Origin of the sequence: Vreelandella vilamensis, from assembly GCF_031451755.1 — a bacterium.
In the GTDB taxonomy this organism is placed as follows: Bacteria; Pseudomonadota; Gammaproteobacteria; order Pseudomonadales; family Halomonadaceae; genus Vreelandella; species Vreelandella vilamensis.
This window is the reverse complement of the sequence record NZ_JARWAN010000042.1, coordinates 1-12,109: the sequence shown is the minus strand read 5'-3', so window position 1 is coordinate 12,109 and position 12,109 is coordinate 1. Positions and strand designations below refer to the sequence as shown.

Annotated in this window: 11 protein-coding genes; 4 read left to right on the top strand and 7 right to left on the bottom strand. The window is 53.5% G+C overall.

The genetic code is table 11. From position 1 onward, the window contains the following. Nucleotides 1–63 precede the first annotated feature (63 nt). Together QC823_RS16280 and QC823_RS15715 are read right to left on the bottom strand one after the other, a co-directional pair. Nucleotides 64–219 carry an IS3 family transposase gene (locus tag QC823_RS16280; protein ID WP_422823683.1) on the bottom strand — a complete coding sequence of 52 codons (156 nt, stop codon included), beginning with the start codon at nt 217–219 and terminating at the stop codon, nt 64–66. A gap of 136 nt (nt 220–355) precedes the next feature. After that, nucleotides 356–646, bottom strand: coding sequence for a transposase (locus QC823_RS15715; RefSeq protein WP_309657285.1), 291 nt, complete (start codon nt 644–646; stop codon nt 356–358). 245 nt (nt 647–891) lie between these two features. On the opposite strand from QC823_RS15715, the gene QC823_RS15710 reads away from it, so the two are divergent. After that, the gene (locus tag QC823_RS15710) at nt 892–1,356 is read left to right on the top strand and encodes an integrase core domain-containing protein (RefSeq protein WP_309657284.1); all 465 of its coding nucleotides are present in this window, start codon (nt 892–894) and stop codon (nt 1,354–1,356) included. Between the two features lie 421 nt (nt 1,357–1,777). Here the strand turns inward: QC823_RS15710 and QC823_RS15705 are convergent, their stop codons facing one another. From QC823_RS15705 to QC823_RS15695, 3 genes are all read right to left on the bottom strand, one after another. Further along, nucleotides 1,778–4,915 (bottom strand): choice-of-anchor L domain-containing protein, encoded by a 3,138-nt coding sequence (locus QC823_RS15705; RefSeq protein ID WP_309657283.1) that lies wholly within the window; start codon nt 4,913–4,915, stop codon nt 1,778–1,780. 298 nt (nt 4,916–5,213) lie between these two features. Then, nucleotides 5,214–5,924 (bottom strand): hypothetical protein, encoded by a 711-nt coding sequence (locus QC823_RS15700; RefSeq protein ID WP_309657282.1) that lies wholly within the window; start codon nt 5,922–5,924, stop codon nt 5,214–5,216. Between the two features lie 624 nt (nt 5,925–6,548). Next, on the bottom strand, nt 6,549–6,752 hold the full coding sequence (locus QC823_RS15695; RefSeq protein WP_309657281.1) for a group II intron maturase-specific domain-containing protein: 204 nt from the start codon (nt 6,750–6,752) through the stop codon (nt 6,549–6,551). Between the two features lie 76 nt (nt 6,753–6,828). Between QC823_RS15695 and QC823_RS15690 the strand changes: the two genes are divergently transcribed. The 3 genes from QC823_RS15690 to QC823_RS15680 all read left to right on the top strand — a co-directional run bounded on the left by QC823_RS15690 (nt 6,829) and on the right by QC823_RS15680 (nt 9,415). After that, nucleotides 6,829–7,383, top strand: a complete 555-nt coding sequence (locus tag QC823_RS15690; protein WP_309657280.1) for an integrase core domain-containing protein — start codon at nt 6,829–6,831, stop codon at nt 7,381–7,383. A gap of 525 nt (nt 7,384–7,908) precedes the next feature. Beyond that, the gene (locus QC823_RS15685; RefSeq protein WP_309657279.1) at nt 7,909–8,871 is read left to right on the top strand and encodes a YagK/YfjJ domain-containing protein; all 963 of its coding nucleotides are present in this window, start codon (nt 7,909–7,911) and stop codon (nt 8,869–8,871) included. A 244-nt stretch (nt 8,872–9,115) separates the two neighbouring features. Next, on the top strand, nt 9,116–9,415 hold the full coding sequence (locus QC823_RS15680; protein WP_309657278.1) for a helix-turn-helix domain-containing protein: 300 nt from the start codon (nt 9,116–9,118) through the stop codon (nt 9,413–9,415). 93 nt (nt 9,416–9,508) lie between these two features. On the opposite strand, the gene QC823_RS15675 is transcribed toward QC823_RS15680, so the two are convergent. Together QC823_RS15675 and QC823_RS15670 are read right to left on the bottom strand one after the other, a co-directional pair. Then, nucleotides 9,509–11,263: a hypothetical protein gene (locus QC823_RS15675; RefSeq protein WP_309657277.1), complete on the bottom strand. Its 1,755-nt coding sequence runs from the start codon at nt 11,261–11,263 to the stop codon at nt 9,509–9,511. Between the two features lie 386 nt (nt 11,264–11,649). After that, a complete protein-coding gene (locus QC823_RS15670; RefSeq protein ID WP_309657276.1) occupies nt 11,650–11,931 on the bottom strand; it encodes a hypothetical protein in 282 nt (93 codons plus the stop codon). Between the last annotated feature and the right edge of the window lie 178 nt (nt 11,932–12,109).

Here is a 12,109-nt window from a genome sequence, read left to right as displayed (position 1 = left end):
CGGTAAGACGTTAGATAGCCTCAACGCATCCACCATGCAGACATAAAGCGCTCAATAATGGCGCTACCACCGCCGCGATGAATGAGGCGGGGTTAAGCCAAGCGTTTTCATCAAGCGACGAACCCGATAGCGACCTATTTCGAAGCCTTCTTTGCGCAACTGCTTCATCAACTGACGACTTCCCAAGCTTTGCCGGGATTCTTCGAACAGCGCCTTCATGCGTTGGCATAGCTGCCAAGTCGCACGTCGCCGCCACGGCCGCACCATGCATAATAGGCACTTGTGCTGACCTGCATTACTCGGCACAAAAGCGTTACGGGGTGATCACGCTGCTGAGCCTGGATGAAGCTGTATTTCACTTCATTTCTTTCGCAAAGAAGGCGCTGGCCTTTTTTAAAATTTCCTTCTCCATGCGCAGCTCTTTGTTTTCACGTCTGAGCCGTGCTAATTCAGCGCGCTCATCTGTATTTAGCCGCTCACCGGAGGCTTCTTGCTCCAGTGCTTTCTTCCAACGCCATAGGTTCTTTTCGCTGGTACCCACTGCCTGTGCAGCTTTAGAAACGGAATAGCCCTGCTCTGTCACTAAGGCTACGGCTTCTTTTTTAAAATCTGGGTCGAATACTCGACGCTGGTTTACTGTCGTCATATGTCACCTCGGTTGGTAGTTTTACCACCTTAGCGAGGTGTCCGGTAGGATTAGACCACTACAGACTGGATATTGACGATTCCCCTGGATATTCCTGTCGACGTATCGCTGCCTTGCTACGGCATGATTTGAAGCGCCCTATCGACAAGAACACCGTAGCCCGCATTCTCAAGAAACATGGTTTTTCTCCGCCCCCATCTGATCGCTCGCGACGATATCAACAGGAGCCGACATGGCGAACTTTTTTGAATAACCACAACGTATGCGGTATGGACTTCAAAACCACCTTCGATATCTATTGTCGGCAGGTGTTCATCTTGAACATTGTCGATCACCACCGGCGTCGTTTGATCTGGTCACGCGCCACCTATAACCCCACTGCCCAGTGGATCGCTCAGCAACTACGGGAAGCCTTTCCGTTCGATGATGCCCAAGGTCGGATCATGGTAATGGATCGTGATACGGCATTTTCCCACGTTGCAAAACACACGTTGCCAGGTTTTGGCATGCAAGTAAGGCGAACGAGTTACCGGAGTCCTTGGCAAAATGGCGTGGTCGAACGCTTTAATCGGACATTGCAGGAGGAATTGCTGGATTACCTTGTGCCATTGGGCTTGCGTCACTTGAATCAACGATTGACGGAATATCGACACTTCTACAACGGCTCGCCCCCACATGACCAATGGCGGAGACCCTCCCGTTATTTCTGATGGTAATGCAGCCAACGACAGCGATATGTCACAGGAACCAGAACGCTATCGTTTGGAATCGGTGCAATGGGTAGGCGGCTTGCATCATAGCTACCGGCTAAACGCCGCCTGATATCCACCACCTTACACATGCAGAACTTTCTATTGGCAGTCGCCAAGGATGACGCCTGCCTGAATGGTGTGGTTTAGCGCTCTATTTCTTCCTCCACGCTATTTTCCAGCCCACATACCCTTTTCGTTCCCGACTTCCCCCCAGCCCCAAACGAAGAAAACCATCAGCAAGATGGTCATTTTTTGATCAATTTACAGATCGTGGAATTTTTCACCACTACAGTCAAAAATGGAGTTTTTGCACCCTACAACGATTACAAGACCTAAAGTTGATCAAAAAATGATCACTCCAATTTCTGGCCACTACATCCTAAGCGAAAGAGATGTCGCCGTAATTCGGATCAGCGTTGAAGGCATTTACATCGGTGAAGAAGTCCGATACTCCGAGCAACCTCACCTGCGACACTGTTCCCATGCCATCGGTAAACTCGAAGCTAGTGTTGTCGTCAACGACGGAAACCTGGACATCGGATGTCGTGACACCGAAAAGCTGAATGGCGTCATTAATGCCGAAGTTGCTGATATCAGTGTTGGAGGTGGCGCCCACATTGTCTGTGAATACGAGGGAGTCGGTTCCGGCCTCGTAAGTCGCGGAGGAAGAAATGGTGCCACCCCAGGCATCCAGGTCAACGAGGGTTCCAGCACCGTCGCCGAACACGTCTTCTGATGTTTTGCCCGGATCGAACGTGACGCTGGTGCCATTGACCGCGGCGCCGTCAGGGAGGGACACGCCACCCAGACTGATCTGTCCACTGTCCACACCGATGGTCAGGAAACCGTCACCGAAGACCACCTCCGTCGTCTGGCTGGTCGACACGTTGAGGGAGGCGACCATGTCTCCAGTGGTGGTGGTGATCTCAAGCGTGGTTCCGTTGCGGGCAAACGTGAGGTCACTGCCGTCCGCTTCCACATTCACCTCGGTTCCTGGATCGAGGCCAAAAGCGCCCGCGCCGTCCGGAATGTTGATTGTCTTCCCCGACGTGTCGCCGATGATCTTCACCACTAGGCCTTCGCCCAGCGTGAAGGTCGAGGACGCGCCGTCGATGAGCGTCATGATCGCCGTCTTGGTCGGGCTGCCCCCGAGCTCCGGATCTCCGGTGAAGACACCGCTCGACGTCACCATGGTATCCAGTGAGAGGGCACCGGCGTCGACCATGCTTCCATCGCCGAGCATCGTCCCGCCGATCGCAACGGTCCCGTTTTCAACAGCAATCGTCAGGCTGCCGTCACTGAAGGACACATGCGATGTCTGCGTGGTCGAGGCGGCGATCGACGAGATCAGGCTCTGGTCCTCAGCGTCGCGGATGTTGACGACTGTGCCGTTGCGCTCGATCAGGAAGCCAGAACTACTGCCCTCAAGGTTGATGATGGTGTTCGGCTTCAGCCCCAAGGCGGAAGCTCCCTGTGGAATGTTAATCGTTTTTCCAGAAGTATTCCCCAGCACCACAGACTCAAGCCCCGTCGCCATGTAGAACGTGTTCGGAGTTTTACCGATGAGCGTGTAATAAGCCGAGGGGTTGGCGGAAGGCAAGGAACCCGTCGGCTCTTCCGGTGGCGACGAGAGCGAAACGGTCCCATCAGCGAACGCGGCATATTCAACGTTGATCAGCGTATCCGTGGCGGCGGAGTCTTCCAGGGCCATCAACCCCAAGGCTGCGGAACCTGTCGTCTTGGAGATCGTGATTTCGTCGTTAGCCAGGTACTGGATGGCGTATTCACTCTGCTGCCCCGTGTAAGTGACGATGTCTTCGCCGTTACCGCCGTCGATATTGTTGTTTCCGTTTCCGCCGACGATTGTGTCATCGCCGCCGCCGGCCTGCACCACATCGTCGCCGGCGCCCGGGTCGATGGTGTCGTTGCCATCACCTGCGGCGAGAAGCTCATTGTCCGAGCCACCGACCAGGATGTCGTCGCCGCTCGTTCCGTCGACAGGCACGAGAAGGCCACCACCGCCCGTGGTCGTGCCCGAGACGTTGGAGATAAAAATGCCGGAGTCGTACATAGAATCGCCGGTATCAGCAATAGCGATCTTCACCGTGTTGAGCCCCGCCACGACCGGCGCGATGATGGTGTTCACTGCGGAAATGCCATCGTATTCGATGGGAAGATGGCCGTCGGTATTGTCCCGGAAATTGCCAAGCGCCAGGTTTTTATTGATGACGCTCAGGGGCTGCGTTTCATTGTTGTTGAAAAGCCCTACATTCTTACCGTTGACAAAAACAGCGGCGGCGTCGACGTAGGAACTGTCTATATATTCTGGGTATTCGTCGGAGCCGAACGCAATGTCGAACGTGACACCCTTCACTCCCTCTTCGGCCGTGAAGCTGAACTCAAGGACGTTGGCATCGTACGTCTCCCCCGCCCCCGAGAAAGCGGCCTGTACCACGGTGTCGAGATCCACATCCCCCACGGAATCGTGGGAATCGGTATATCCCTTTGATGTGTTTTCCTGAGGTGGCATGCCATCCCCAGAGGTCAGCAGGATGCCCGCGTCGATCCCGAGCTCCGTCAGCGTTCCGTCATAGAAGGAGCTTTGGCCGGCGGCTCCCATGAAGGCGATGTCACTGCTGGTGTCGATGGTCAACCCGCTGCTCTCCGCCATCATCGCCTCCACCAGCGTCGTGGCGTCCTGCATGGCTGGATCATAGACGGTGAAAGCACTGGAGGGTTCGGTGGGTTCAGCCGGGTCCGACGGGTCGAGCTGCGGTAGGGTCACGGCATAGCCGATATCGGCGAAACTGGCGATCGTTGTGTTGGAGACGTACGTCGGCCCATTGTGCCAGCCGGTCATGAGCTCAGTGTTCTGTTCGGTGCCGTTGTTGGCGAATAGAACTTCGTCCCAGTGAGAGTAGGCTGTGCCTGCTCCCCCACTCTCCTCGACAGGAATAAACCAGGCATTGGGATCGAACTCCTCCCGATAGGCGGCCAGCGCAAACCCGCCGGTGTAAGAGCTGTCCGCACCGCTGCCATCGACTGCGCCCACGTACTGCCAGAAGTAGTCGGAAAAGCCCATCACGTGCGCCATTTCATGAGTAACCAAAGCCTCGAAGGAGCCCTCGTCCAGCTTCATCTGGACATCGGCACTGTCGAACTGCATCATGCCGGTTGTGGGCAGCATGAATTCGGTATCGTACATTATCTCGGTCGCGCGGGCCTGGCCAAGAACCCCATACTCCCCGTCGATCGCCTTAACCTCAGCTGTGATGTCGAGACTCGACAGCGATGCATCGTCTCCAAGTAACGAACGGTATCCCAGGATCATCGACTCCCAGTACGCTTCCGCCGCTTCGAAGGCCGCCTTGGCCTCCGCCGTCATGGAAGACAGGAAGCTGATATTGATGTCAAAGCTTCCAAAAACTTCGGTATCATCATTCCCTCCGCCAATGACCTTGTCTGTAGACAGGAAACTGATCTGAGTTGGATCAATGCGCTTGATATTGACTTTCATATAATTCTCTCCTTTTTAATCGTGCGGAACTTTTGAAGAAAGCCTAAGAAAACGCTGCATACATCCCGCCGCAGCTGCCTCGTAGCCGCCGGCGGGGAGAGTCTGACCTATCCATCACCCGCTGACAGAACCATCCGATGAAACAGTCCTCGTTCGTCCAGGCTGAGCACCAGAACAAGAAGAGGGTTACTGCCTGGTACTTAAAGCTCTGGAGCAAGACGCACGACTTAGCTTTCTCTAATGTGTCTTTCCGCACCCTTTCTAATTCCACGCGCTCAGATGTTAGGCGACAATTAGGTTAAACCGATAGCGACTCTTCTAATGTCTCGGCATTAAAGATACGTTCAGCCCACGCTTCAAGCTGCTCAGCGTCAGCAGCATTAAGCTTAGTCTGCGCCCACTCAGGGCATTGTCCATACTTAGACACGATCGATTTTTTCAGCAACCTGGCTTCACCTTTGACCTCGCCTAGCTTTTCGCCCTTATCATTACCCAGGCGCTCAATCGTATTCACGTAAGGCATGTGCTTCTCCTCCTGTATGGCGTAGACCGCCTGGATAAACTCACGTCCCGGTGCCTTGGGCAACTGGAGCATCCAGTCAATGATGATGAACAGCTGTACGACCTGCTCACGGCTGTAGCCCCGCTCATACATCAGTCGTATCAGAGCCACTTTGACATCCTTGCGTGTGGCACCGTCTTTCACTCGCTTAGCCTTGACTTGGGCCATCACCACAAGGACAAAGACGTTATCGTTGGCTTCCAGTTCTGCCCAGTGATCTTCCCACCCAATCAGTTTAGCCGTAGGGAAGGTAAACGTCAGCTCGCATCCCAGGGCAATCGCATCTATAAAATGCGACGCATTTGCAATGATGGCACCTAAAGCGCTATAGAAAAGCGCATAGAGGCCATCCAGGTCGGTCTGGGTCATGGGTTCAAACAGCAAGTGCTCGTAGCCTTCCATCTCGGCTAACAAAGCCGTGCGGATAACAGAGGGAACGGGAGCCATATCAGGGCCTTGGGGATCGGGGTAAGCAGTCATAGCGCTAGTTTAGCAGCTCATCGTGGCCATAGGACCGCGTTTATGAAGTCATCAGGTAGCGGCATAAAACGCCGCACGGGGCGGCGTAAACAAGCCTAAAATCCAATGGAGGGAACTTGACCAGCATAATCAAGGCATCGGTATGGATGCCACTCAATACGCTGACGCGATTTTTGTAAGCCATCTCTTACAGGCGTTTGCGATATAGTTTACAAAGACTTGCGATATTGCTTACACGCTCAGACATTATCACAGGCGCTTTTGGCCAGGTTCCGAGATTGGGTAGGGGCCGGAGTCATCCCCGGCGCCCTCCCACACCATCGTACGTACCGTTCGGTATACGGCGGTTCATGAAGAACGAGTAAGCCAACTTACCGTATCCAGTACCGAGATCAGCCCTTGATTGTTGAACCACTTTCTCGGCAGGGCCTGATTCATGTGCGAGGCGCCGGCGTTCCACCAGGGGCCTCGTCCATTTTCCGCTGACTTCCGCGCACGATAGGCATCCAGCCCCATCGCTTGCCGCTTCCGGCGCCGTGTCCCTGGGCGCTTCCATTGCCGCCAGATAAGGCAGCGTAGTCGTCGGCGTATCTACTGATCCAACGCTTCCAGCGGGCGCTTCACATCGACAAGACTGAAGTAGCTGGCCCAGCCGCGCAGGACGGGCACCAGTTCCTCAATGACTCGCCGGATGTTGCGGCCCCTGCCACGCTTGAGGATCTCGCGGACACGCTGCATCAGACGCTGCAGACTGGCCTTGGCGATGGTTAGCCGTGACAGCTTGTGCCGAGTCAACGTGTAGCCTAGATACCCCCGATTCCAGGGCCGGCCGACATGGCGAACTTTTTTGAATAACCACAACGTATGCGGTATGGACTTCAAAACTACCTTCGATATCTATTGTCGACAGGTGTTGATCTTGAACATTGTCGATCACCACCGGCGTCGTTTGATCTGGTCACGCGCCACCTATAACCCCACTGCCCATTGGATCGCTCAGCAACTACGGGAAGCCTTTCCGTTCGATGATGCCCAAGGTCGGATCATGGTAATGGATCGTGATACGGCATTTTCCCACGTTGCAAAACACACGTTGCCAGGTTTTGGCATGCAGGTAAGGCGAACGAGTTACCGGAGTCCTTGGCAGAATGGCGTGGTCGAATGTTTTAACCGGACACTGCAGGAGGAATTGCTGGACTACCTTGTGCCATTGGGCTTGCGCCACTTGAATCAACGATTGACAGAATATCGACACTTTTACAACACGGCACGCCCCCACATGACCAATGGCGGAGACCCTCCCGTTATTTCTGATGGTAATGCAGCCAACGACAGCGATATGTCACAGGAACCAGAACGCTATCGTTTGGAATCGGTGCAATGGGTAGGCGGCTTGCATCATAGCTACCGGCTAAACGCCGCCTGATATCCATCACCTTACACATGCAGAACTTTCTATTGGCAGTCGCCAAGGATGACGACTGCCTGAATGGTGTGGTTTAGCGCTCTATTTCTTCCTCCACGCTATTTCCAGCCCACATACGCATTTCGTTCCCGACTTCCCCCCAGCCCCAAACGAAGAAAACCATCAGCAAGATGGTCATTTTTTGATCAATTTATAGGTCGTAGAATTTTTCACCACCACAGGCTTTTGGTAAGGTCGAGAATGGCCGTATGAGGGCTAAAAAGCGTTAGGTCTAGAATGGATCAAACGGTAGCAGAAAAGGGCGTAGCGGGGCTTATCGCGCGATGTGAGTGTGCCATAGGCGTGATTCTAGCAAGCAGGTGTATTTCACGTAGGTTGGATAACAACCGATTCGCTTTTGTCGATTCGCTAAGCCCACCGGTTCATTGATCCACGCATGATATGACGGCAGTGACGTAATTCTTTACTACTCAACGGGATGCTAGGAACTGACCACGCTTTCATTTTCCCAACGAGGCCCTTCCCATGCACGATACCCTTGCCTTGACCGACCCTTTCTCCCCCGCCCTGACCGACCAAACCGACCTGCACGCTTGGCTCACGGAACGTTATCGCGTCGAAAAGCACCTTCAGCAATGGGCCGACAATCGCCCCAAGCCGACGTTAGCCCCTGGCGCTCTTAACCACTGGATCGTCCTCTGGCACCTCTACGAAAGGGTACAGGACGCGGCTACCACACCGCCGCCGTTGAGCCCACGGGCACAGCGCTTTGAGCAGGCGTTTGCTGAAGCCGCTCGGAGCATTGCCAACAGCGACAAAACACTCCCTGAGCTGGCCACCCTACAACATTGCCTGCATCAGTGGTACGCCTCGCTGGACACGCCCGCCTACCGCACGGCAAGACGCGCAGAGGAGCGCCGCCCGCGAGAGAACCTCAAGCGCTTTGCCGAGTGGTTTGATGCGCTGTGGAAGCAATACAGCCACCTGCGCTTAATACGCGTCGATCTGGGCTATGGGGAAGGCATGCGCCCCAACGTGGGCAATATCCAGGCGCATCGCGCCGCCCTGTGCAAAGCTTTTCATGACAACCCACTGTTTGAGGCCCTGCTGGGTTACGCCTGGACGCTGGAGTGGCAGCCTAGGAAGGGCTTTCATTACCATTTCGTATTTTGCTTCGATGGCCACCAGACCCGCCAAGATATCACGCTGGGAAAAGCCATCGGCCACTACTGGCAACAGATCGTCGGGCAAGATATTGGCGTCTACTTCAACTGCAACACCAGCACCTACGAGGAACACGCGCTAGGGGAGCTGCGCTATCACGACACGAAAAAGCGCCATCGCGTCATTGAGAGGATCGGCGGCTACCTGACCAAACGCGATGCCATTGCCGCCCTGATCGCAAATCGCACCTTCCAAACCAGTGTGATCAAACCACCTCGTGCAACATCCGTAGGTCGGCCACGCCAACATCGCATCGCCACGTAATCTCAACCACCTTAGCTCAACCCTCTTGGACTCACCGGCCCGCTTAGACCCGGCCGGTGCATCCCTTTATTTGATTCATTATATGGGCAAAACACCGTCAGCCGCGTGAAGAACCCCAGTAAATGTGTCTTCCAACAACAAACGCCGGGGGGAAATCCAAGTAACACGCACGACTTTGCCCGCAACCCCGCCACGGATTTTCCGCCGATTGATCTCTATTTTTCGCTTAACCTAGGAGCGACTTATGTATCCGCCTCTACCTTTTTCTACCCAAGCATCCAGTGGCGCAGCATCAACCGATATTGCTATCGGAGATGCCAGATTAGCCAAGCTCGAACAGCAAGGGCCACTGCGCCGATTGCTCAAAGACGTCGCCGCTGTTAAACGCGAGCGCGGGATTACGCAAGCGCAAATGGCCACTGAAATGGATATGTCACCCCGCACACTCGCCGAATGGCTTCAAGGTAGGCGTTACCCAAAAGGGCCAGGCCAAGCGATTCTCAGGCGCTGGTTGAGCACTTACATTCCGCATTCTGAAAGGTAACAAAGCGACATTGGAATAGTAAAAAACTCATAAATGGGCCTCAAAAAGCACTATTTTTCCGTAAACTCAATTTCCAATGTCGTAATGTCGTGCTCAACTTTCTTGCATATGCTGTTTTTCAATATTTTGATAACCGATTACCCAGCGGCAGCGAGAACCTCGCTTGCCGTTGCTGTAGCACGTGATACCGTAGCTTCTAAGCAAAGGAGCGGCTTTCTTTAAAGCAGCCCCTATTCCTCTTGGCTTCTGCGGCCATTCCTTATCCTCGGCCCATTCGGGACGGAAAGGATCAAATACTAACTTCCATTCGGCCGCCGATTTCTCGATCACACCCTGAACATCATTAACTGATAGATACTGTTGAATCGCCAAAGCCACCGGATCCTGCTCCAGGATCTCTTGAGAACGTTCTTCTTGATAAGCATCAAATTGCTCCCAGAAGACCTGATCGTTCCCTGTAAGTGCTTGGGCTACCACCATCCCGATCTTACAGAAGTCGTGCCATCCATTAGGCAACTGACGCAGTAAGAGAATACCATTGATCTGCGCGTGGGCTTTGCCTAGCAAACCGAGTAAGCCTCCCAAAATCGTTGGCTTTTCATATAGCCACTGCACCTTTTTCGCATTACGAACAACATCCGCTTGCACGTATAACGGCATTTCTATACTCAACGTGCGTTCACGAAGTTCGCGCTGACTCACAACAGAATCAAGGCTGCCTAACAGGCAGACTCGCCGAACATGTAGACTCGACACAGAAGGCATTCGGCCCTTAGACGCCTTCCAGTCCAGATCAGTACCGCAAAGAAACTCATATAACCGACGTTGTATTGTAAGGGTGGGAGTTTCTTCAATTTGATCAAAATTGAGCACATTATGTTGCCAGGCCAGATCATCGAGAGATTTGACCTGCTTAGGTAAGTCTCGCAATGCTGATCCCCTTACCACTGGGTCGATCAACTCTTTGATAAGCTCCTGCAGACGAGACGTATTAAGGCCATCTTCGCCTGCCAGCTCTAGAGCCAACGCTTCACGCTCAGGCATCATGCAAAGCACCAGAAAAGCATAAAGGAGAATATCACGGTTATCAGGCAACCGGACATACTCCGCCAATCGGCGGATATTTGAGGGTTCAGAAGCACTTGGCCCTTGTATAGACTGCAAGGTGTAACTGAATTGGTTATCAAATCGCCAGCAATAGGGGATATTTTGGGGGCTAAACCTGTTTTCGTTTTCTTTGGGGAAAACCCAAATGTAATTATCTATTTCAATGAAACGCTCGCCTGTTTGACGATTGAGCCAAGTACGTCCACTTTCTACGCTGCAGTTCTGCTTCGCACTTAGGTAGAGCGACTCCAACGCGTCTTTTACATGACGGTCTGAGACATCCTCATCGAGATGATCCCGAACCAATTTTTTCATTTGCGGCGCTATGATCTCAGGTTCCATCAACAATGCCGACCCACCCTGCTGAGGGACTAGAAACCCCGCTCGATTCCAATCGATAACAGGAGAGTAGTAATGGAGAATCGCACTTTGGGCCGTGTTGACTTTACTCTTCTTACGGCGGCGTCCTTGAGGCTTATCCGCTATAACAGGCGTTTGCATTGTGACAGGCCCCATATTCTGATAGTTAGGCTCCATATGGGGGTTCTGATGCCGTGGCTGTTTATCCATAAAGTCTGATATTTGAATCTTTTCTACTGATTTTGTATTTTCATTTTCTGTGCCTTGTGGAGCAGTCTCTTCTTGCGTTGGTGATGCGCAGGTATCGGACGATTTTCCGGAACCATATGGCTGGGCCGTATGTTGGGGAGACGGTTTTTCATCGTTTTTATGTAAGGCCATGTCGCACTGATCCTGTTAACGAAAACACATATAACGTAGCGCCCTCGGGGCTTGAGCGTCCAATTTCCTGCGGTCCCATTTGACGCCCATTAACCTATCAATTCATGCTAATAGCTGAAACGTGCCATCAACGTTCACGGCGAACCGTCACCTTATTTCTTGGAAGGAGGTTTCATGCTCATTTCGCCGCGCCAAATGCCCACCTACGTCTGATCACCTATCGATAACCGCAGCCTGGCGGCGCGTTTCCCGCCCCCACCGACACCCTATGGCATGAGCAGCCCGTATGGCATGGGATTTTAAGGCGACTATCGTCGGCACTTCGTGTGAGGCGGATTAGGCTCCGCGTGGGGCGTATTGGGCTCCGCGTGGGGTGGATTGCATTTTTATTGCCCGCCCTCTTGCACCGTGGCCACCAGATCGAAATACGCGCGCTCTACGCTATCATCCCCCGCCCCATCGTCTTCGATACACGCCCCGATGAAATCGTCCAGGCCGTCGCACAGGGCGATGGCTTCGGGGGAGTCGCCTAAACGCTCCACCCACTGATCGTAGAGCGCGTAGAGGCTATCGAGGTCGGCCTGAGTCATGGATTCAAACAGCAGGTGCTCGTAACCTTCTAGCTCGGCTAACAACGCCGTGCGGGTCACAGAGGGAATGGCAGCCATATCAGGGCCTTGGGGATCAGGGTAAGCAGTCATAGCGCTAGTTTAGCAGCTCATCGCGGCCATAGGGCCGCGTTCCCGAAAGATACATCAGCGTTATTGAGTTAAAACAATGACGCGGCACAAGTCAAAAGACACGACATTGCTTTTCTCTTTATTGACCTCCTCAAATAAAGTATAT